This window comes from Streptomyces solicavernae (assembly GCF_029968095.1).
GTDB lineage: Bacteria > Actinomycetota > Actinomycetes > Streptomycetales > Streptomycetaceae > Streptomyces > Streptomyces solicavernae.
This window is the reverse complement of record NZ_JASCIR010000002.1, coordinates 239,756-261,352: the sequence shown is the minus strand read 5'-3', so window position 1 is coordinate 261,352 and position 21,597 is coordinate 239,756. Positions and strand designations below refer to the sequence as shown.

Here is a 21,597-nt window from a genome sequence, read left to right as displayed (position 1 = left end):
AGGACCTAAGCCGTCCGCAGGAACCGGTCCAGGACCCGCACCCCGAAGTGCAGCGCGTCGACCGGCACCCGTTCGTCCACGCCGTGGAAAAGCGCCTGGTAGTCGAAGCCGGGCGGCAGCCGCAGCGGGGAGAAGCCGTACCCCCTGATGCCGAGGCGGGAGAACTGCTTGGCGTCCGTGCCGCCGGACATGCAGTACGGCACCACATGCCCCTGAGGCGCGAACTCCTCGACCGCGGCCCGCATCCGCGCGAACGTCCGCGACTCGACCGGCGCCTCCAGGGCGGCCTCGCGGTGGTCGAACTCCCAGTCCACGTCCGGCCCGGTCAGCGCGTCGAGGGTGGCGCGGAACTCCTCCTCGCCGTCCGGCAGGAAGCGACCGTCGACGTGCGCCTGGGCCACGCCGGGGATCACGTTGACCTTGTAACCGGCCCGCAGCATCGTCGGGTTGGCGCTCCCCCGCACGGTCGGCTCGACCAGCTCCGCGGCGCGGCCCAGCTTGCCGATCAGGACGTCCGCGTCGAAGTCCGGGGCGGTCACGTCCACGTGCAGGCCGTGCAGCCGCGCCAGTTCGGCGAGGCACGCGCGCACCGTCGGGGTGAGGCGCACCGGCCACTCGTACGCGCCGATCCGCGCGACGGCCTCCGCGAGGCGGGACACCGCGTTCGCGCGGTTGACCTTCGAGCCGTGCCCGGCCCGGCCCCGCGCGGTCAGCTTCAGCCAGCCGGTACCGCGCTCCCCCGCGGCGATCGGGTAGAGCTGCAGGTCGGGCGCGGCGTGGAAGGTGAAGGCGCCGGACTCGCTGATGCCCTCCGTGCAGCCCTCGAAGAGGCCGGGGTGCCGGTCGGCGAGGAAGCCGGAGCCGTCGACCGCGCTGGCCTCCTCGTCGGCGGTGAACGCGATCACGAGGTCGCGCCGTGGCCGTACGCCCGCGCGGGCCCAGGCGCGTACGACCGCGAGGATCATCGCGTCCATGTTCTTCATGTCGACCGCGCCCCGGCCCCAGACGACGCCGTCCCGGACCTCGCCGGAGAACGGGTCGACCTGCCAGTCGGCGGCCTCGGCGGGGACGACGTCCAGGTGGCCGTGGACGAGCAGCGCGTCGGCGCCCGGGTCGGTGCCGGGGAGGCGGGCGACGACGTTGGTGCGGCCCTCGGTGCGCTCCAGGAGGGCCGGTTCGAGGCCCGCGCCGGCGAGTTGAGCGGCCGCGTACTCGGCGGCGGGGCGCTCGCGGCAGTCGCCGCCGCCCCGGTTGGTGGTGTCGATACGGATCAACTCGCTGGTGAAACGCACGACTTCGTCGAGCGCCTGCGCGTCCACCCCGGTGCCCGGCGCCCCTGCGATCGCTTCCTCAGCCATACTGCTCCTCCTCAGCCATACTGCTCCTCCACTGCGGCCGAGACGATCGTGGTGACGGCCTTGAACGTGCGGATGCCCTCGTACATCGTCTCGCTGGTGTACATCACCCTGCGCTCCGCGTGCTGCCGTACGCCCGGCACGACCGTCGCGGCCATCGCGAGGTGCGCGGCGTCGAACTCGACCTCCACGGTGAACGGCCCGGCGTGCACCGGCTCATGGCGCACCGCGAGCGCGGCCGCCTCCTTCGCGGCGGCCCTGATGTCGGTGGCGGTACGGGCCGGGGTGCGGCAGACCGCCGCGTACCGCGAGACGTGGTCCTTGACGGCGACCTTCAGCGCCTCCGGCGCGTAGCCGAGGGCGTCCTCGCAGGTCAGGTCGTCTCCGGTGACGAGCACGACGGGGACGCCGTACTCGGCCACCACATGGGAGTTGAGCAGGCCCTCGCCGGCGCGTTCGCCGCCCAGCCAGACGCCGGTGATGGAGTTGGCCAGGTAGGTGTGCGCGAGAACGCCGTCCGCCCCGGCGCCGGTGTGGTACCCGACGAACGCGATGCCGTCGACGGCCCGCTCGTCCTCGTACTGCACGCCCTCGACCATGCTGAGCGACTTGTGCCGCCCGGTGAGCATCTGGACGCGCTCGTCGAGCTGTTCGAGGAGCAGGTTGCGCATGGTCCAGTGGGCCTCGTTGACCAGCACCTCGTCGGCGCCGCCGTCGAAGAAGCCGAGCGCGGCCGCGTTCACGTCGGAGGTGAACATCGCGCGGCAGCGTTCCCACTGCGGGGTTCCCGGCAGTACGTCGGCCGGCCAGGTGACGCCGGTGGCGCCTTCCATGTCGGCGCTGATGAGGATCTTCATGCGGTCTCCCGTCCCGGTGTGCTCGGCCGTCCCGGCGTGCTCGGCCGTCCCGGTGTGCTCGGCCGTCCCTGCGTGCTCGGTCATGCCGGTCTGCTCGGTCGTCCCGGTCTGCTCGGCTGCTCGTCGTTGCCAACCCTGTCACCTGCCGACACGCCGTGTCGCGGACTCGGCGTGACGCGCGTGTAATGGGAGCTGTTGGCCTGAGGGGCGCGTTTCCCCTCCCCTCCCACAGCCCCCCCACAGCCCCTCCCACAGCCCCTCCCACAGCCCTTCCCACCCAGGAGCAGCCATGAGCGGTGACGCCCAGCCGATCAGTGCCGAGGCCCGACTGGCGATCGAGCAGGAGCTCGCCGGCCTGCGCGCCGAACGCCGTCTGGTCGCCGAGTCCCTGGCGGGGACCGTCTCAGACACGGCGGGCGACCACGCCGACCGGGCCGACGAGCTGGAGCGCGCGGAGCGGCTCTCGCACCTCGACGTCCGGATCAAGGACCTGGCGGTCCGCCTCCACCAGGCCGACGTGGCGGGGCCCGCGCGCACGGACCAGGTCGGGGTGGGCAGCAGCGTCGCGCTGCGGTTCGCCGACGGGAGCGAGGAGACGGTCCAGATCGGCGAGGTGGCCGAGGCGCTCGACCCGACGCTTGTCACCTCCGACAGCCCGCTGGGCGGCGCCCTCCTCGGCCTCCGCACGGGCGACAGCGTCCACTACGACACCCCGGACGGGCCCGCCACGGCGGTGATCGTTTCCATCGGGGGGCGGGGCTGAGGTTCCGCCCCCGGCCAGGGAGCCAGGGGCGGAGGGGCACCGGGCGCCGACGTTCGGCAGGTTCGGCCGTGCGCTCGGCGCCCCGTCCCCGTTGCGGCCCGCGGTGCTCAGCGCCCGTAGCGGCTGGGCGGGTACGGGTCGCGCGCCTTGCGGGTCATGTGGCCGGCGCGGAGCTCGCCCCGGCCGACCTGGTGGTCGATCTCCGCGTGCACCTCCTCGTACTGCGCATCCGCGCTCAGGCGTACGGGACCGTCCAGGCCGGCCGCGCGCCGCTCGCGGTCCGTGCGCTGTTCCAGCTGCCGCTCGTCGGGCCGCCGGGGCATCCCCCGGCCTTGGCCCGTGCCCGGTTCTCCTTCGACCGCCCTGTTGGGTTTGTGGTGGTGTGCCATGGGTCCTCCTCCGCCGGTCAGGCCGCCTCGGCCTTGCGGATCGAACAGTGCAGGGAGTCGTTCTCGACGTCGGCGACGATCGTGTCGCCGGGGTCCGCCTCGCCGCCGAGGAGCAGCGCGGCGATGCGGTTGTCGAGTTCGGTCTGGATGGTGCGGCGCAGCGGGCGGGCGCCGAACTCGGGCTTGTACCCGTGGGCGACGAGCAGCTTCTTCGCGGCCTCGGTGACCTCCAGCTTCAACCCCTGTGCGTGGACGCGGTGTTCGCTGCGCCGCAGCAGGTGGTCGACGATCTGCGCGAGGTCGTCCTGGGTGAGGCTGTGGAAGACGATGATGTCGTCGATGCGGTTGAGGAACTCGGGCAGGAACCGGCCCCGCAGGTCCTCCATCAGCTCGTCCTTGAGCTCGGCGGCGTCGCCCTCGTGGGCGAGGATGCGGTACGCGCCGATGTTGGACGTCATGATGACGACGCAGTGCCGGAAGTCGACCGTCGGCGCGCAGGAACCGGCCCGCGCCCGAGTCGGTGTCGTCCAGGAGTGCGCCGAGGACGTGCTCGGGGCCGATGTACGAGACGCCCGCCTGCTGGGACAGGGCGTACGCGCTGCCGAGGGTGCGCTTGGCGGCGGGGGTCAGGCCGGGTTCCGCCGAGGGCCGGCCGGACTCGCTGGGCAGCACCTTCGCGATCCGGTCGCCGAGGGCCTGCGGGTCCAGCCCGGCCTGGGCGAGCAGGGAGCGCGCCGGGTCCACCTTGGTGCAGGCCCACAGGAGGTGTTCGGTGTCCAGGTCCGCGGTGCCGTCGTCGGCGGCGCGCCGGGCCGCCAGGTTCAGGAGTTCCTGCGAGGACTCCGTCAGGAGGCGCCCGATCGGCACCCGCTGCACCGCCGGCGGCGAGGACTGCGGCGACATGCCGAAGAACCGGTTGAACATCTCACTGAACGGGTCGGAGGGGCCAGAACCGAAGGAGGACATCGACACGACAGCTCCAGGTGCGTCGGGCAGGTGCGCAGGGCAAGCGGGAGGTCAGCCACGGTCCTTCAACTCAAGCCCCGCCCCCGTACGCGCGCAACCGGAGAACCACCGTGGAAAGGCCGAGAAATGCGCGGTGCGCGCGGGCGGAATTCGCGTCGGGAAATGTGCTCCGGGACCGTGGTCGACTCGTGCCTCCCGGACCGGCGTGGCACGCTCGAATGCATGCATCCGGCTAACGCGACAGGCCCGGACGGCGCCACTCTCCGTTACGGAAATCCCGACAACGCACGCACGCTCGATCTGTTTCTCGAACTGCGGGACCGGTCGAGCCGCTATGCGATGGACGGCCTGCTGAGCACCATGCGGCAGGCCGCAGACGAAGGGCGTTTCGTCCTGCACTTCCACTTCGCGGCGCTCCTCGACGGCACGGTCGGCGGCAGCGGTTCCGTACGGGCGCTGAGTGCCCTGGGCGCGGCGGGCGACGTCGGCCAGCGGCAGTTCGCCGACTACCTCGCCGCACTTTTCGCGGGCCAGCCGTTCCCGCCGGGGTTCGACCGCTTCTCGGATCCGGCGGTGCTGCTGTCCCTCGCGGGAAAGGTGGACGGGCTGCGCTCCCCGGAATTCGACGGAAAGGTCACCGCGCATACGTATGTGCACTGGGCCGGTGAGGCCACCGGGGCTTTCGGCGCGTACGGGGTTTTGGAGACGCCGGCCGCGCGGCTCGACGGCGAGGAGCTGACCCTGGTGCGGGCCGAGGGCGGATTCGCGCGCGGCGCGGCGATCTCGGTGCAGGAATTCCTTGAGCAGATCCCGCAGTGAACCGAACCGGCCGCGGTGAGTGACATCAGGGCGAGCGGCATCAGGGCGAGCGACATCCATCAGGGCGAGTGACATCAGGAGGCGCAGCACATGGCAGTCCCCCGGATTCTGATCGTCGGCGGCGGCTTCGCGGGCCTGGAGTGCGCGCACAAACTGGAACGGCTGCTGCGGCCCGGCGAGGCGGAGGTCAGGATCGTCACGCCCCAGGCCCACCAGCTGTATCTGCCGCTGCTGCCGCAGGTCGCCTCGGGTGTGCTGACGCCGCAGTCGGTGGCCGTGCCGCTGCGGCGGATGCTGCGCCGCACCGGCGTCGTGCCGGGTGCGGCGGTGGGCGTGGACACCGCGGCGAAGGCGGTCGTCGTGCGGCTGATCACCGGGGAGACCACGGTGGAGCGGTACGACCACCTCGTCCTGACCCCGGGCAGCGTCACCCGCCAGTTCGACATCCCGGGCCTGGACCGGTACGCGGTCGGCGTGAAGACGCTGGCGGAGGCGGCGTGGATCCGCGACCACGTGATCGCGCAGCTCGACCTGGCCGCGGCGAGCAGCGACCCCGCCGAGCGGGCGGCGCGGCTGCAGTTCGTGGTGGTGGGCGGCGGGTACGCGGGCACGGAGACCGCGGCGTGCCTGCAGCGGCTGACCTCGGCGGCGGTGCGGCGCTATCCGGGGCTCGACCCGGCGTGGATCACCTGGCACCTCGTCGACATCGCGCCGAAGCTGATGCCCGAGCTCGGCGACCGGCTCGGTGCGAGGGCCCTCGACCTGCTGCGGCGGCGCGGCGTGCACGTGTCGCTCGGGGTGTCCGTGGCGAAGGCCACCGAGGACACGGTGACGCTGACGGACGGGCGGATGCTGCCCTGCCGCACCCTGATCTGGACGGCGGGCGTCGCGGCGAGCCCGCTGGTGGGGACGCTCGACGCGGAGACCAGCCGGGGCCGGCTCGTCGTCGGCGCCGATCTGACCGTGCCCGGGGCCGACGGGGTGTTCGCGCTCGGCGACGCGGCGGCGGTGCCGGACCTGGCGAAGGGCGGCGAGGCGGTCTGCCCGCCGACGGCGCAGCACGCGATGCGGCAGGGCTGGGCGGCGGCGCACAATGTGGCGGCCGTGCTGCGGGGCGGACGCCCGGCCCCGTACCGGCACAAGGACCTGGGGCTTGTGGTGGACCTGGGCGGCTGGCAGGCGGTGTCGAAGCCGCTGGGCGTCCAACTCTCCGGCCCGCCCGCCCAGTTGGTGGCGCGCGGCTACCATCTGGCGGCGCTCCGCACCCTCACGGCGCGTTTCCGTACGGGCGCGAACTGGGCGCTGAACGCGGTGGCGGGCGACGATTTTGTACGCATCGGATTCCAGTGGGAACGGCCCGCGACGCTGCAGGACTTCGAGAAGACGGACATGTATCTGACGGGGGACACGATCCGGGAGATCGTCGAACGGGCGGCGGAGGAAAGGCAGTCGGCTTGAGAAGGTCCGCTCCGCATTCCGGGAATTCCCTCCGCACCGCTTGATAAGCGGCGCCTATCGGCCCATCGAAAGTCCCTCTTTGACACGCCGCGGACGGCGGGCGGAAGCTTTCTCCGCAGCGAAGGTCAGGGGAAAGGCAGTACGGAAAATGGGCAGCAATGAGGATCCTGTCGACGACCTGAGGGTGACCGAGCCGAAGACATGGGCGACGGGTTTTCCGGCGGTGACGCACGCGCTTGAGTACTCGCTGGGCCAGACCTCGGTGCGGCGTACGGCGTTGACGTTGCTGAACATCAACCAGGCCAAGGGCATCGACTGCCCGGGCTGTGCCTGGCCGGAGCCGCCCGCGGGCAAGCGGCACCTGAACGAGTACTGCGAGAACGGCGCGAAGCACATCAACGACGAGGCGACCTCGCGCCGCGTCACCCGGGAGTTCTTCCGCGAGCACTCGATCGCCGAGCTCGACGGCATGTCCGACTACTGGCTGAACCAGCAGGGCCGTCTGACCGAGCCGATGGTGAAACGGCCGGGCGGCACGCATTACGAGCCGATCGCCTGGGACGAGGCGTTCACCCTCCTCGCCCGGGAACTCAACGGCCTGGACTCCCCCGACGAGGCGCTGTTCTACGTATCCGGGCGGCTGAACAACGAGGCCGCGTTCCTGCTGCAGCTCTTCGCCCGCGCGTACGGCACCAACAACCTCCCCGACTGTTCCAACATGTGCCACGAGTCCAGCGGCTCCGCGCTCGGCGAGACCCTGGGCATCGGCAAGGGCAGCGTGTCCCTGGACGACATCCACGCGTCGGACCTGGTGTTCGTCGTGGGCCAGAACCCGGGCACCAACCACCCGCGGATGCTGTCCGCCCTGGAGGAGACCAAGCGGGGCGGCGGGCAGGTCGTGGCCGTGAACACGCTGCCGGAGGCGGGGCTCATGCGGTTCAAGAACCCGCAGAAGGCGCGCGGCATCATCGGCCGGGGCACCCAGATCGCCGACCAGTTCCTGCACATCCGCGCAGGCGGCGACCTCGCGCTGTTCCAGGTCCTGAACCGGATGCTGGTGGAGGCCGACGACGCGGCCCCCGGCTCGGTCCTCGACCACGCCTTCATCGACGCCCACACCTCCGGCTTCACCGAGTTCGCCGAGCAGGCCCGCAAGGTGTCCTGGGACGACGTCCTGGCGGCGACCGGGCTGCCGCGCGAGGAGATCGACGAGCTGTTCGACCGGGTCCTCAACGCCCGTAAGATCATTGTCTGTTGGGCGATGGGCGTGACCCAGCACAAGCACGGCGTGCCCACCATCCGCGAGATCGTCAACTTCCTCCTCGCACGCGGCAACCTCGGCCGCCCGGGCGCGGGCGTGTGTCCCGTACGCGGACACAGCAACGTCCAGGGCGACCGCACCATGGGCGTGTGGGAGCGGATGCCGCAGCCGTTCCTGGACGCCCTGGAGAAGGAGTTCGGGTTCACGCCGCCCGCGCACCACGGCCTGGACGCGGTCGACGGCATCCGCGCCATGCACGAGGGACGCGCCAAGGTGTTCCTGGGTGTGGCGGGCAACTTCGTGCGTGCGACGCCCGACAGCGCCGTCACCGAGGAGGCGATGCGCGGGTGCCGGCTCACCGCTCACGTCTCCACGAAGCTGAACCGCTCCCACACGGTGTGCGGCGACACCGCGCTGATCCTGCCCACTCTCGGCCGCAGCGACCGCGATGTGCAGAGCGGTGTCGAGCAGTTCATCACCGTCGAGGACTCGATGAGCGAGGTCCACGCCTCCCGCGGCAAACTCCCGCCCGCCTCGCCCGAGCTGCTCAGCGAGGTCGCGATCGTCTCCCGGCTGGCGCGCGCCACGCTCCGCGACGAACCCGCCCTGCCCTGGGGGGAGTTCGAGCAGGACTACGGCACCATCCGGGACCGGATATCCCGCGTCGTCCCCGGCTTCGAGGACTTCAACGCCCGCGTCACCGTCCCCGGCGGGTTCACCCTGCCCAACCCGGTGAACTCGTACGAGTTCCGCACCGCGAGCGGCAAGGCGCAGTTCACCTGCAACGCGTTCACGATGCCACAGGTGCCGAAGGGCCATCTGCTGCTGCAGACGCTGCGCTCGCACGACCAGTGGAACACCGTCTGGTACGCGCCCGACGACCGCTACCGCGGCATCCACAACGCCCGCCGCGTCGTCCTCGTCAACCCCGACGACCTGACCGAACTGGGCCTGGCCGACCGTGACTTGGTGGACCTGGTGAGCGTCTGGCACGACGGGCGGGAGCGCCGGGCCGAGAGTTTCCGCGTCGTCGCGTATCCGGCGAGCCGCGGTTCGGCCGCCGCGTACTACCCCGAGACCAACGTCCTGGTCCCCCTGGACAGCGTCGCCGACATCAGCAACTGCCCGACCTCCAAGGGCGTTCTCGTACGACTGGAACCCGCGCGCGCCGGCGAGGAGCCGCAGGGCGCGAAGGAAGGGAGCCCGGCATGGGACGTGTGACCGCGCGCAAGCCCGTCCTGCGCATCCGGGACGGCCGCAGCACCACCCGGCCCGACACGCTCACCGTCGAGGAGCCGATGGAACTCCGCGTCGGCGGAAGGCCGTTGACCATCACCATGCGCACCCCGGGCCACGACTTCGACCTCGCCGCCGGGTTCCTCGTCGGCGAGGGCGTCGTCCACGGCGCCGGTGACGTGGCGGGCATCCGGTACTGCGCGGGCGCGACGGCCGGGGGCACCTCCCGCTCGGAGAGTGGGGGAGGCGGCAACACGTACAACGTCGTGGACGTCGCCCTCGCCCCCGGCGTGGCCGCACCGGACGCCTCCCTGGAGCGGAACTTCTACACCACGTCGTCCTGCGGCCTGTGCGGCAAGGCCAGCCTCGACGCCGTCCGTACGCAGACGACCTGGGCCGTCGCGGACGACCCGCTCCGCATCCCGCCCGAGACCCTGGCCACGCTCCCCGAACAGCTGCGGGCCGCCCAGCGGGTGTTCGACAGCACCGGCGGGCTGCACGCGGCCGCGCTGTTCACGTCCGGCGGGGAGCTGATCTGCCTGCGCGAGGACGTGGGGCGGCACAACGCCGTCGACAAGGTCGTCGGACACGCCCTGCGGGGCGGGGCGCTGCCGCTGCGGGACACCGTCCTGATGGTCTCCGGGCGGGCCTCGTTCGAGCTCGTGCAGAAGGCGGTGATGGCGGGCATCCCGATGCTCGCCGCCGTCTCCGCCCCCTCGTCGCTCGCCGTGGACCTGGCGGACGAGGCGGGTCTGACGCTGGTGGGGTTCCTGCGGGGCTCGTCCATGAACGTGTACACGCACACCGAACGGCTCGCGCCCGCGCCGGTCGGCCAGCCCTCGGCCAGCCCAGTGCCTGTACCTCCGGTAGACCAGTACCTCAGCCTCCCGTAGACCAGTACCTCAACCTCCCGTAGACCAGTACCTCAACCTCCGGTAGACCAGTACTTCAACCTCCGGTAGACCCGAATCGTGCTCCTCCGTCAACTCGAATACCTCCTCGTCCTCTCCCGCGAACGGCACTTCGCCCGGGCCGCGCAGGCCTGCTACGTCTCCCAGCCCGCCCTCTCCGAAGCCATCCGCAAGCTGGAGGAGGAGTTCGACGTCCCCCTCGTCCGGCGCGGCCGGAAGTACGAGGGCCTGACCCCCGAGGGCGAACGCATCGTCGTCTGGGCGCAGCGCATCCTGGCCGACCGCGACGCCATGAAGAGCGAGGTCGCCGCCCTGCGCACCGGCCTCTCCGGCACCCTCCGCATCGGCTCCGTACCCACCGCCTCCGGCGCCGTCGCCCAGCTCACCGCGCCGCTCTGCGCCGCCCACCCGCTCGTGACCGTCGAGGTGACGGCGGACCTGCGGGCGGAGGACGTCGTCCGGCAGGTGCAGGGCTTCGAGCTGGACGCGGGCATCACATACCTGCACCGGGAACTTCCGGACAGCGTGCGCACGATCCCGCTGTACGAGGAGCGGTACGTCCTGCTCACCGACGCCGCCGACGCCTCCGCCGAGCACGCCACGGCCGACTGGCCTCAGGCCGCACGGCTGCCGCTGTGCCTGCTCAGCCCGGCGATGCAGGGCCGCCAGGTGCTCGACGAGGTGTTCGCGGAGGCGGGCCTTGAGGTCTCCCCGCGGGTCGAGACGGACTCGGTGGCCGCGCTGTTCGCCCATGTCAGGACCGGCCGCTGGGCCAGCATCGTGCCGCACACCTGGCTGCACGTCTTCGGCGTGCCGCACGGCATGCGTGCCCTGCCGATGACCGGGCCCACGCACGCGATGCCGATGGGCCTGGCCGTCGCCGCCCGCGAGCCCGGCTCCGTACTCGCCCGGGCGCTCGCGGACATCGCCCGCAGAACGGATGTCACGGCCGCCCTGGAGCTGGTGCCGAGCGGGGCGGGGCACACGTAGCAGGCGGGCCGCGGGCACGCAGGAGGCGGGCCGCGGGCACGCAGGAGGCGGGCCGCGGGCGCGGGTCCTCGCGGGTCAGACGCGGGCGCCCAGGTGGCGGCGGAGCGTGTCGTCCAGGGCGCCGTGCAGGTCCACCTCGCGCGCCGTCTCCACCAGGGCGCGGGCCAGCATCGACTCGGGGTCCCGGTCGGCGAGGACGAGGCCGACGTGGCAGGAGCGGGTGGGACGCGGCAGCGGGAGTACGCGGGTGCCTTCCGGTACGCCGTAGTTGTGCAGCCAGGCGTGCGGGATGACGCTGGACAGCCGCATGGACGTGACGTGCGCGTAGATCGCCGAGACGGTGTCGGTCTCCACGACCGGACTGACCAGCGCCCCGGCCTCGGCGAAGCAGGCGTCGAGGATGCGGCGGTTCTGCATCACCGGCGTCAGCATGCACAGCGGGGCCAGCGCGGCCTCGTCCCAGCCGAGCGCGTCCCGCCCGCCGAACTGTCCGTCGCCGGGCGTGAGGAACACGTAGCGCTCCCGGTACAGCGGCACCACCCGCACCTTGCCGAGCGGCTCGCCGTCGACGTAGGTCATCCCCGCGTCGATCTCGAAGTCGTTGAGGCGGCTGACGATCTCCCGCGACGCCATCGACTCCAGGGCGAACCGCACCCGCTCGTGCTTCTCCCGCAGCGGCGTGGTCAGCTGCGAGGCGATCGTGAGCGCCGTCGGGACCGCGCCGATGCGCAGCACTCCGGAGAGGCCGCCGCGCATGCTGGCCAGCGCGTGCCGCAGCTCGCCCTGCTCGGCGAGCATCCGGTGCGCCCACTCCAGCACCTGCTTGCCCTCGGGCGTGAAGCCCTCGAAGCGCCGGCCGCGCTGCACTATCTGCACGCCCAGCTCGGCCTCCAGCTTGCGGATGCCCGCGGAGAGCGCGGGCTGCGAGACATGGCAGGCCTCCGCCGCGCGCCCGAAATGCCCCTCCCGTGACAGGGCACTCAGGTACTCCAACTGGCGCAACAGCATGCGGATATGGATACGCGAAAGAAAGCCGCAGGTAAAGGCGGTGCACGGCGCTCGCCCCCGCACCGGGGCACGGGCCCGCGGCCTGCCTCGGACATCTCGTACGTAGCTCATACGTAGCGGGCATACTGCCGCGCATGCAGCCACGAGACGAGTCACAGGGTGAGGCACAGGGCGCGGGGCGGGGCGCCGGGCAGGGCGCCGGGCGGGGTGCCGGGCGGGGTGCGGCGCCGGGCGACGAGTCGACGTTCACCGTCGTCGTCGCGGCCGCCGCCAACTTCGGCATCGCCGCCGCCAAGGCCGTCGCCGGAGTCCTCAGCGGCTCCAGCGCCATGCTGTCCGAGGCGGGCCACTCGGTCGCCGACACCGTCACCGAGCTCCTGCTGCTCACCGCCCTGCGCCGCAGCGAGAAGCCCGCCGACGAGGACCATCCGCTCGGCTACGGGCCCGCCCGCTACATCTGGGCCCTGCTCGCCTCGGTCGCCACGTTCGTCGGCGGCGGCGTCTTCGCCCTGTACGACGGCATCCACGCCCTCACCCACAGCAAGGAGCCCGGCGACCCGCTCCTCTCGTACCTCGTCCTGGCCGTCGCCTTCGCCCTGGAGGCGTACTCGCTGCGCACCGGCCTCAAGCAGGCCGCGGGCGAGGCGCGGGACCGGCGCGTGCCCGTCCGGCACTACCTCCGCCACACCCCCGACACCGCCGTGAAGGCCGTCGTCATGGAGGACTCAGCGGCCCTCACCGGACTCGCCCTCGCCGCCCTCGGCCTCCTCGGCGGCCAGCTCACGGGCTCCGGCGTGTGGGACGGCATCGCCTCGGTCCTCATCGGCGTGCTGCTCGTGTACGTGGCGTGGGTCCTGGGGCGATCCAACACCGAGTTCCTCATCGGCCGCGCCCTGCCCCGAGCCAAGCGGGACGCGCTGCGCCGGGAACTGCTCGCCGTCGGCCCCGTCGAGGACGTCCTGGAACTCACCACCCTCGTCCAGGGCCCGCGCGAGATCCTGGTCGCCGCGAAGGTCGACTTCCGGGACGCGTCGACCGCCGCCGAGATCGAGTCGGCCTGCGAGGAGGCCGAGTCCCGCCTGCGCACCCTGCTCCCCGCGGTCGGCCGGGTCTACCTCGACCCGACACCGGGACGGGGCTCCGGCCGAGGCGTCGACCGGGGCGTCGGCCAGGGCACTGATCCGGACGGCACTGATCCGGACGGCGCGGGCCCGGGCGGAGGGGGCCCGGGGCTCAGCCGGTGACGATCCCTACGACCAGGTTGATCGCCGTGGATGCCCGCCCTCTGGCCGGGTTCAGGCCGACTTCAGGCCGACTTCAGGCCGACTTCAGGCCGACTTCAGGCCGACTTCAGGCCGACTTCAGGCGGGAGGCTATGCCGTGGCCGACGCCGAGGTAAATCACCGCCGGCAGGCCGTAATTGAGCAGAACGCGCAGGCCTTCCGTCTCCATGGTGAATATGTCCTGCGCCCAGGCGCCCAGCCAATCGGCCGTGCCGTGCACGAACTCGACGAATGCATTTCCCTGGTTCGCGTCAAGCAGGAACAGCAGGATCCACAGGCCGAGGAAGCCCGCGGCGACATCGGCGATCGTGGCCACCACCAGCGCACCCCTGCGACCTGCGCTCTGGTTGCGCAGAGGCTGCTCGGGCGGCCCGGCGGGCCCGTTGTACGACTGGTATCCGGACATCGGGTCGTGGCTGCTCACTGGGAATCCGATCTGATGGTCGCGCTGTCGATGGGGTCACTCCCCCTGGGGTCGCCCCCTTTCCTGGTTCTGCGTCCCGGAAACATCCGCGCGTTACACCCGAGACGCGGCCGGAATACAAATCGCGAACTATTCGGGCACTTCACTACATCGCTGGGCGCGACAATATATGTACGGATTACCGGGCCGCCCTTTTCGACCGCCCCGGTAATTTCCGTGGGGGGCCGGTAATCGCCGTACGGGCCGCGCCGCCGGTCCTCAGCCGCCCAGCAGAGCCCCCAGCGCCGCCGCCGTCTCCGGGTGCCGACCGAGCAGCGCCGCGCCGCTTGCGGCCCCGGGGCCGGAGCCCTCCGGTGCCCACTCCCCGGCGCAGCCGAGCAGCTCCGCCACCGCGTCACACGTCTGCGGGTGTGCGACGAGCAGCGCGCTGCGGCCGGCGTACGCCGCGCCCCCGCCCGTACCCCTGCCGGGCCGGGCCGCGTCCACGGCGGGCTGGGCCAGCCACGGCGGCACCCACGCGTCCAGGGCGGCGAGACGGCCGGGGAAGATCCGGCCCGCCTCGCGTATCAGCAGCGGAGCCAGATCCGCGCCGTCCTTGCGGAGCGTCGTGATCAGCGTCGGCAGCCAGGGCAGCAGCACCGGGTCCGGCAGCCTGCCGAAGGCGTTCGACACCGCCTCCACCACGAAGTCCGTGAGCCCCGGAACGGGTTCCAGGGCGTGCACGAAACCGCTGAGGTAGCGCGGGTACGACGGCACCACCAGCGGGTTGCCGAGCAACGCGTCGCAGCGGGCGCGCAGTTCGGCGCGCGGCAGCGTGCCGAGGTGGGTCTGCGCGGCCCAGAGCAGCGCCGTCTTCGACGGGTCCTGAGGGTGCGACTGGCCGACGGACAGCTCCAGTTGGGTCCGGTCGCAGCCGAGGGACAGGGCGAGGCTCTCCATGCTGAACAGGAAGCCCAGCATCGCCGCCACCTGCCGGACGGTCGCGTCCTCGTCCGTGAACGCCACCGGAAGCAGCGTGCAGTAGTGCGCGTACCCCGCCTTGACGAAGGACTCGATCCAAGGCGGCAGCACCGGTTCGCTGGTGCGGTAGTACGCGAGGAGCCGCCGCACCCGGCGCAGCACCTCGGGCGCCCCGTCGACGCTGCGCTCGGTGGTGAGCACCGTCAGGGCGTGGTGGCCCAGCTCGTCGGCGAGGCGGCGGCTGCGCAGGTAGAGCGTGGCGTCCTCGACGGCTTCGAGGACCGTCGCCGCCGTGGCCGTCGGCGCGTACGCCGCGCGGCGCAGCCGCTGCTCCAGGACCTGCTCGATGCTGACGCCCTCGTAGCCGAGCTCGATGAGGGCGCGCTGGTGGGTGCCGAGCGCGAGGTCCCAGGACTCCTGGATGGACCGCTCCCCCAGCTTCCGCTCGCCCATGATCGGCCTGGCCGCGCCGTGCGGCAGCAGCCGGCGCAGCATCCACAGCACGTCGGAGCAGGAGGCGAGCTCCGGGCGTCCCGCGATGTCGAGCAGCGCCCGCTGCACGCCTCGCTTCTCCAGCGGGAGTTGGAGCGGCGCCAGGCGGTCGTGGACGTCGCGGGCCAGGGGCGGCAGCGACTCGTAGCCGACCTGACCGATCCGGTCGCCGCCCATCATGATCTCGACGAGCCGCCGCACGTCCCGCCTGCCGGGCACCGCGTCCTTCTCGATGCAGGTGACGGCCGCGTCCTGGAAGTCGTACGGCGTGGGCTTGGCGCGGTCGCGCATCCCGGCGAGGAGGATCGACGTCTCGAACACGGCGATGGCGTCGGCGGTCGAGGACAGATAGCCGTTGCGCCGGGCCGCGCGCACGATGTCCACCGACCAGCCGAGCAGTTCGGCCTCGTCGAGCCCGTCCAGGACGGGTGGCTGCTGCAGGAAGCCGGTCAGCCTGTCCTTGGCCTCGATCTCCGCGACGGGAGGCGGCGCGGCCACGGTCTTCTTCCTGGCCCTGGACTTCCTGCCGCCCGCCTGCCCCTCCAGGCGGTACGGCTCGACGCGGGTGCGCTTGACGTTCTTCGCCCACACCGTGGCCGCGATCGAGACGGAGCCCGCGGCGAGCCCGAACTGGGCCTCGATCGCCGCGTGGCTGGACGGGATCAGTCCGTGCTGCCACTTGGTTGCGGTGCGCGGGCTGATCCCGAAGGTGTCGGCGCCGTCGATCCCGAACTCCTCGACGCGGCTGGCCGCGTGGAACGCGCCGCAGACGTAGAGGCAGTCGGCGGGGTCGACGCCGGTCGCCGCGCGGTGTTCCCGCATCCGGGTCCACATGTACCGCTCGCGGTCCTCGTCCACTCGCACCCGGTGCGCGTCGCCGGGTGCGAGGCGCCGGAAGAGGCTGCCGATGAGGAACATGACCTGGCGGTACGTGTCGTGGTCGCTGTCGCCGAGGGGCAGTTCGACGTACTGGTGCCACCACTCCGACCAGTGCCGCACCCGGCCGTGGCGCAGCAGGTGTTCCTCAAGCTCGGCGAAGCGCGGTCGCAGGTCGCCGATCTCCACGCCGACCGCGTCCCCGTGCAGGGCCGCCTCCTCCTCGGCCGGCGGGGCATCCGGGTCGGCCGGTTCCGAGGGCTGCTCGCCGCGCGCGTCCCACTGGAAGACGTGGTCCGAGGACCGGTCGACCAGGACAAGCTCGACGCCCGGGGTGTCCAGGGCGTACGCGATGGCCTGGTACTCGGCGGAGGCCTCGGTGATCGGGGCGACCACCGAGAGCGGGGACCACTCGGCGGGGAAGCCGTCGATCCCGGTCGCGAAGGACTGGACGGCCACCGGCAGCTTGCAGTTGCGCAGCTCGGTGAGGAGCGGGGCCATGTCCTCGCACAGCTCCAGGTACACGACCTTCGGCTGCTTCTCCCGGAGCCTGCGGGCCATCGCGAGCGCGGACGCGGGCGAGTGGTGGCAGACGGGGAAGATCTCCAGGGGCTCGCGGATCGCCCGGTCGACGTCGTCGACGAGGCCGAGCAGGATGCCCTCCAGGGCGTCGGAGCCACCCGCGAACTCTGTCGCCGCTTCCTGGAGTTGTCCGCGCAGCGAGGCGAACGGCCGACTGTCGGACTGCTCGTGGGGCTGGACGTGGAGCTGGACGTGGGGCTGCTCGCCGGACTGCTCGTGGGGCGCGCTCATGACAGGGTCGCGATCGCGTCGCGGCCGCCTTCGAGGAACTCCGGCCAGGAGCCGCCCTCTTCGGTGCTGCGCGGCTCGACCACGCCGTGCAGGTACTTGTTGAGGATGGCCAGGTCCTCGGGCTCGCGCCGGGCGAGCGAGCCTACGAGCGAGGACGCGAGCGTACGGGCGGTGAGTTCGCGGGCGCCGAAGAAGTTGCTGTGCAGGATCGCGTCCTCCAGGACGCCGATCTGCTCGGCGGTGGACAGGGCCGACTCCAGCTTCTCGTCGTCGCTGCCGGCGGCGGCCGCGGAGGCGCGCAGGTCGGCGAAGCTCTGCAGCAGGACGTCGAGGAGTGTGGGCGGCACGTCGAGTTCGATCTGGTGGCGGCGCAGAAGTTCCTCGGTGCGGAAGCGGACGATCTCCGCCTCGCTCTTCTTGTTCGTGACGACCGGGATGCGGACGAAGTTGAACCGGCGCTTGAGGGCGGAGGACAGGTCGTTGACGCCGCGGTCGCGGCTGTTGGCGGTGGCGATGACCGAGAAGCCGGGCTTGGCGAAGACGATGTTGTCGCTGTCCCGGTCGCTGCCCAGCTCGGGTACCGAGATGTACTTCTCGGAGAGGATCGAGATCAGCGCGTCCTGGACGTCACTCGTGGAGCGGGTCAGCTCCTCGAACCGCCCGATCGTGCCGGTCTCCATCGCGGTCATGATCGGCGAGGGGATCATCGACTCCCGCGACTGGCCCTTGGCGATGACCATCGACACGTTCCAGGAGTACTTGATGTGGTCCTCGGTGGTGCCCGCCGTGCCCTGCACCACCTGCGTGGAGTTGCGGGAGATCGCCGCGGACAGCAGCTCGGCCAGCCAGCTCTTGCCGGTGCCGGGGTCCCCGATGAGGAGCAGGCCGCGGTCGGAGGCGAGGGTGACGATGGAGCGCTCCACGAAGCTGCGGTCGCCGAACCACTTGGGCGCGATCTCGCGGTCCAGGCCGTCGGCGCGCTCGGAGCCCACGATGAACAGGCGGACCATCTTCGGCGAGAGCCGCCACGAGAACGGCTTCGGGTTGTCGTCGACGGACTCCAGCCAGTCGAGTTCCTCGGCGTACTTGATCTCGGCGGGGGCGCGCAGCAGGTCGGACATGGCAGGCCTTTCTCAACAGGTCTTACGGGAAGGAGGAGTTCGGGTCTCGCGGGCCGCGGAAGGGGCGCGCGGACTCAGGTGAGGAACGTCTTCAGCTCGTGGACGAGCTTGTTTATGTGCCCGGACAGCACGGGCGCACCGAGGTCCTTGAACCGCTCCCGGAACCAGGGGTTGACGCTCCCCCGGCCGGAGCTGGTCACGGAACCGACGGGGATGAACTTGGCGCCGGAGCGGTGCACGGCGGCCATCGACTCGAAGAGTTCCTCGCCGCGCCACTCGTAGAAGTCGGAGATCCACACGACGACGGTGTTGCGCGGTTCGGCGATCTTGGGCTGGGCCAGGGCCATCGCGACCGTGCCGTCGGTGCCGCCGCCGAGCTGGGTGCGCAGCAGCGTCTCGAACGGGTCCTGCACCCACGGCGTCAGGTCGAGGGCCTGGGTGTCGTACGCGATGAGGTGCACGTCGACCTTGGGCAGGCCGGCGAAGATCGACGCCAGGATGGTGCAGTTGACCATCGAGTCGACCATGGAGCCGGACTGGTCGACGACGACGATCAGGCGCTGCGGGGTCGTCTTGCGGGCGGTGTGCCGGTAGTAGAGGCGGTCGACGTAGAGCCGCTCCTCCTCCGGGCTCCAGTTGGTGAGGTTCTTCCAGATGGTGCGGTCGAGGTCGAGGTTGCGGAACACCCGCTTCGGCGGCACGGAGCGGTCCAGGGCGCCGACCGTGGACTTCTCCACCTGGGTGCGCAGCACTGCGGCGACCTCGTCGACGAAGCGGCGGATGAGGGCCTTCGCGTTGGCGAGGGCGACGCCGGAGAGGTTGTTCTTGTCGCGAAGCAGCTGCTCGATCAGCGACATGCTGGGCGTGAGCTGCGCGGCCAGCTGCGGGTCGGCCAGCACCTCGCGCAGGTGCATGCGCTTCACCAGGTCGGCCTCGATGGAGCCGAGTTCGGGTCCGATCGCCGGGATCAGCTTGCTCAGGTCGGGGGTCGTGGAGCCGACGCCGCTGCCGGTGGGGCTGACGCCGCCGGGGGCGCCGGTGCCCGTGGCTCCGGCGGTGTGGGCACCCGCGCCGCCTCCGCGGCCGCCGCGCAGGTCGCCCGGCTTGCAGCCGAGCGCCCGCTCCAGCCAGCCCGCGTCGGACTGCCAGCGCGCCAACTGCTCGGCGCTGACGGTGCCGTGGCCCGTGGAGAAGGTGTTGAGCAGTACCTTCGAGACGAGGGCGGCGCGCCGCACCTCGGCGGCCCGGTCCCGCTCGCCCTCCGCGTCCGTCTCCTGGGGTGCCATGAGTCCGTCGAACTCGGCGGCCAGGTCCGGGTGGCGCTGCACGATCGAGTCGACCGAGGCCTGCGGGTCGAGGAGGGCCGCCGGCAGGCCGATGTCCTCCACGACGCCGAGGCTCGCCGACTCAAGGGCGGCCTGCTCCTCCTGGTCGAAGAGCCGGGCGAGCAGCCGCCAGTACAGCACCTGGCGCCGGTTGTCCTGCGCGTCGGCCACGGGCCCGGGCGAGGACGCCCCGCCACCGGGACCGCCCTGCGCCGGAACCACCCCCGCCCCGGAAGCCGACGCAGCAGAGGCAGGGCCCGGCCCGGCGGTGGGCGTCGTCCGGCCGTCGGACTCGGGTGCGGTCGGAGGAGTGGGGGAAGTAATCCGCTCGGTCATTTCCGCAGCAGCCTTCCCGCGCGCTCCCGCAGCACCTTCACCGCGTCCGTCGCAGCCTTCTCGCCCTTCACGCCGGCCTTGTCCGTGGTGCCCCCGGCCCACGCCCCGGCGTGCAGCGCGACCGTCTTCTTCCGTACCGTCGACTCCACGGCCAGCGGCTGCAGTGTGAACCGGCCCGCGTCCCAGCGCAGCAGCCCGATGCAGGCGCCGGACTTGGCGACGGCCTCCGGGGTGAGCGGCGACGCGGTGGGGATGCGGTCCGCGTCGACATGCAGAGCCTGACCGGCGAGGGTCAACGTCAGCCCGCCCTCGTCCAGTTGGGCCGCGTACCCCTCGACGAACACGGGGACGGCGAGCCGTGCCGGGTGCCGGTCGAGCGGTGCCGTGGGTGCCTCCGTGGCCGTGGGGAGGGCGACGCGGGCGGTGGCGAAGGGGTCGGCGGGCTCGCCCTGCCGGGCGTGGCCGTCGCTCCACAGCAGGTCGCCCTCGGCGGTGACCGGCATGTCCGTGAGCTCCATCGCGCGCCCCTCACCGAGGGCTTCGAGCAGCGACAGGTGCGGCCGCAGCAGCTGCCACAGACCCGCGCCGACGACCGTGTCCGGCTTGGGCGCCGACACACTGGCCCGTACGAGCCGGGCGGCGGAGCCGTCGGCGGGCTCCAACACGGCGTGGATCTGGGCCTGCACGGCGGTGGGGTGCTCGTGTACGTCCACCCCGAGCGGCAGCAGCCGGCCGCTGACCGTGGCCGTCTCCGGCATCTCGGCCGCGCCGGGCACCGTGAGCAGCATGGCGCGCGCCCACAGGTCGGCCCAGCGGCGCTCCGGCACCTGCTGCAGGGAGGCGCCGGGGCAGGACGCGGCGAGTTCGGCGGCGAAGCCGTCGAGGAGGGCGGCGAGGCGGCGCAGTCCGGGCTCGGGCAGCAGGGCCGAGACGACAGGGGCGGCCCCGGCGACCACCTCGTGATCCATGCCCTGCCAGCCGCAGCGGGCCAGGTCGGACAGCCAGGACCGGGCGGCCACCAGGACGTTGACCTCCTGGGCGGCCTCGCGCGGGCCGTCGCCCTGCGTGCTCCGCTCGCCGCGCGGACGGCCGGTGGCCTCCTCGGCGCGGGCGCCGAGCGCATCGTGCACGGCGCCGAGCAGGGCGGTGCGGGCGGCGGCGAGCGCGACGAAGTGGTCCTCGCCCGCGGCGCCCGCCACGGCCTTCTCGGCGGCTTCGGCGGCCTTCGCGGCGAGCGGTGTGCCCGCGACGGCGTCGGCGAGCCCCAACAGCCCGGCTGCCCGGTCGGGTTGGGGCCTCAGGAGCCCGGAGGCGAGTGCGCCGTCGAACGCGTCCACGGCGGCCAGGGCCTCGTCGAGCCCGTCGACGGGCTCGGTCAGCAGATCCGTGCGCATCAGGCCACCGCCCTCGTCGGCGGGAACCACTGCATCTCCGGCAGCGGCGCCGTGGCCGGGTCGAACTCCAGGTAGGCGAGGTGCCGCAGGAAGCGGCTGAAGACCGTCGCCGCGGCCTTGCTGTCACCGGCCGGGGGACGCGTGGCGAGCATGGCGCGCGTGAGGCTCGCCGCGTCCGGCTCGGCGTCGGCGAGGTCGCACTTCAGATAGCGGGCGACGCGCTCGGCGCCGTACTGCAGCACCGCTTCCTTGACCATCGCCGCGATGTGGTTGCAGTACGACCCGCGGGCGCCGCCGCACGGCCGGTTGTTGTTCGTGCTGCAGGCGTACGCGAACTCCCCCGCGGTGACCGACGAGACGTACACCCGGCCGATGTCCGAGCCGCTGGAGACCACCCCCTGCAAGCGTCCGTCGGCGAGTTCGACGAACGGAACCTTGGCGAGCTTCCTCGGCCTGGCGGGCGCAATGACCCGTGCCGTGCTCGACCTCTCCCACCCGGACAACGCACCATCTCCCATGCACCATGGACCTGTCCCACACCGGTTCGGCGGGGACACCAA

General features: G+C 72.2%; 17 protein-coding genes and 2 pseudogenes. 7 read left to right on the top strand and 12 right to left on the bottom strand.

Annotated features, from left to right (window positions below):
- Positions 1-5 precede the first annotated feature (5 nt).
- Both QIS99_RS03630 and QIS99_RS03625 read right to left on the bottom strand, forming a co-directional pair.
- A complete protein-coding gene (locus QIS99_RS03630) occupies positions 6-1,358 on the bottom strand; it encodes a M20/M25/M40 family metallo-hydrolase (RefSeq protein ID WP_282510291.1) in 1,353 nt (450 codons plus the stop codon).
- Positions 1,359-1,369: 11 nt separating this feature from the next.
- Positions 1,370-2,212, bottom strand: a complete 843-nt coding sequence (locus tag QIS99_RS03625) for a M55 family metallopeptidase (RefSeq protein ID WP_282510776.1) — start codon at positions 2,210-2,212, stop codon at positions 1,370-1,372.
- A 289-nt stretch (positions 2,213-2,501) separates the two neighbouring features.
- Between QIS99_RS03625 and QIS99_RS03620 the strand changes: the two genes are divergently transcribed.
- Positions 2,502-2,975 carry a GreA/GreB family elongation factor gene (locus QIS99_RS03620; RefSeq protein WP_282510289.1) on the top strand — a complete coding sequence of 158 codons (474 nt, stop codon included), beginning with the start codon at positions 2,502-2,504 and terminating at the stop codon, positions 2,973-2,975.
- A 107-nt stretch (positions 2,976-3,082) separates the two neighbouring features.
- Here QIS99_RS03620 and QIS99_RS03615 read toward each other — a convergent pair whose 3' ends face one another.
- The 3 genes and pseudogenes from QIS99_RS03615 to QIS99_RS32280 form a co-directional block, all read right to left on the bottom strand.
- A complete protein-coding gene (locus QIS99_RS03615; protein WP_282510287.1) occupies positions 3,083-3,364 on the bottom strand; it encodes a hypothetical protein in 282 nt (93 codons plus the stop codon).
- Between the two features lie 17 nt (positions 3,365-3,381).
- Positions 3,382-3,852: pseudogene (locus QIS99_RS32285) on the bottom strand (AAA family ATPase); the annotation flags it as partial.
- Between the two features lie 52 nt (positions 3,853-3,904).
- Positions 3,905-4,267, bottom strand: a pseudogene (locus QIS99_RS32280) (Clp protease N-terminal domain-containing protein); the annotation flags it as partial.
- Positions 4,268-4,552: 285 nt separating this feature from the next.
- Here QIS99_RS32280 and QIS99_RS03605 point away from each other — a divergent pair.
- From QIS99_RS03605 to QIS99_RS03585, 5 genes are all read left to right on the top strand, one after another.
- Positions 4,553-5,149, top strand: coding sequence for a DsbA family protein (locus QIS99_RS03605; protein ID WP_282510285.1), 597 nt, complete (start codon positions 4,553-4,555; stop codon positions 5,147-5,149).
- A 90-nt stretch (positions 5,150-5,239) separates the two neighbouring features.
- The gene (locus QIS99_RS03600) at positions 5,240-6,607 is read left to right on the top strand and encodes an NAD(P)/FAD-dependent oxidoreductase (protein WP_282510283.1); all 1,368 of its coding nucleotides are present in this window, start codon (positions 5,240-5,242) and stop codon (positions 6,605-6,607) included.
- A gap of 148 nt (positions 6,608-6,755) precedes the next feature.
- Positions 6,756-9,089, top strand: a complete 2,334-nt coding sequence (locus tag QIS99_RS03595; protein ID WP_282510281.1) for an FdhF/YdeP family oxidoreductase — start codon at positions 6,756-6,758, stop codon at positions 9,087-9,089.
- Positions 9,077-9,997 carry a formate dehydrogenase accessory sulfurtransferase FdhD gene (fdhD, locus tag QIS99_RS03590; RefSeq protein WP_282510279.1) on the top strand — a complete coding sequence of 307 codons (921 nt, stop codon included), beginning with the start codon at positions 9,077-9,079 and terminating at the stop codon, positions 9,995-9,997. The genes QIS99_RS03595 and fdhD overlap by 13 nt, the downstream gene beginning before the upstream one ends.
- Before the next feature lie 78 nt (positions 9,998-10,075).
- Positions 10,076-11,005, top strand: a complete 930-nt coding sequence (locus tag QIS99_RS03585; RefSeq protein WP_282510277.1) for a LysR family transcriptional regulator — start codon at positions 10,076-10,078, stop codon at positions 11,003-11,005.
- A gap of 75 nt (positions 11,006-11,080) precedes the next feature.
- Here QIS99_RS03585 and QIS99_RS03580 read toward each other — a convergent pair whose 3' ends face one another.
- Entirely contained in the window at positions 11,081-12,013 is a 933-nt protein-coding gene (locus tag QIS99_RS03580) for a LysR family transcriptional regulator (RefSeq protein ID WP_282510275.1), read from the bottom strand.
- A 134-nt stretch (positions 12,014-12,147) separates the two neighbouring features.
- Between QIS99_RS03580 and QIS99_RS03575 the strand changes: the two genes are divergently transcribed.
- Complete coding sequence (locus tag QIS99_RS03575; protein ID WP_282510273.1) at positions 12,148-13,257, top strand: cation diffusion facilitator family transporter; 1,110 nt, start codon at positions 12,148-12,150, stop codon at positions 13,255-13,257.
- A 106-nt stretch (positions 13,258-13,363) separates the two neighbouring features.
- Here QIS99_RS03575 and QIS99_RS03570 read toward each other — a convergent pair whose 3' ends face one another.
- The 6 genes from QIS99_RS03570 to QIS99_RS03545 form a co-directional block, all read right to left on the bottom strand.
- Entirely contained in the window at positions 13,364-13,720 is a 357-nt protein-coding gene (locus tag QIS99_RS03570; protein WP_282510270.1) for a hypothetical protein, read from the bottom strand.
- Positions 13,721-13,978: 258 nt separating this feature from the next.
- A complete protein-coding gene (locus QIS99_RS03565; protein WP_282510268.1) occupies positions 13,979-16,861 on the bottom strand; it encodes a DUF5682 family protein in 2,883 nt (960 codons plus the stop codon).
- The gene (locus QIS99_RS03560; protein ID WP_282510266.1) at positions 16,858-17,982 is read right to left on the bottom strand and encodes an ATP-binding protein; all 1,125 of its coding nucleotides are present in this window, start codon (positions 17,980-17,982) and stop codon (positions 16,858-16,860) included. Before QIS99_RS03560 ends, QIS99_RS03565 begins: the two co-directional genes overlap by 4 nt.
- Positions 17,983-18,056: 74 nt before the next feature.
- A complete protein-coding gene (locus tag QIS99_RS03555) occupies positions 18,057-19,529 on the bottom strand; it encodes a vWA domain-containing protein (RefSeq protein WP_408909477.1) in 1,473 nt (490 codons plus the stop codon).
- Positions 19,530-19,639: 110 nt separating this feature from the next.
- Positions 19,640-21,067 (bottom strand): hypothetical protein, encoded by a 1,428-nt coding sequence (locus QIS99_RS03550; protein WP_282510263.1) that lies wholly within the window; start codon positions 21,065-21,067, stop codon positions 19,640-19,642.
- Positions 21,037-21,555 carry a hypothetical protein gene (locus QIS99_RS03545; RefSeq protein ID WP_282510261.1) on the bottom strand — a complete coding sequence of 173 codons (519 nt, stop codon included), beginning with the start codon at positions 21,553-21,555 and terminating at the stop codon, positions 21,037-21,039. Before QIS99_RS03545 ends, QIS99_RS03550 begins: the two co-directional genes overlap by 31 nt.
- Positions 21,556-21,597: the final 42 nt, after the last annotated feature.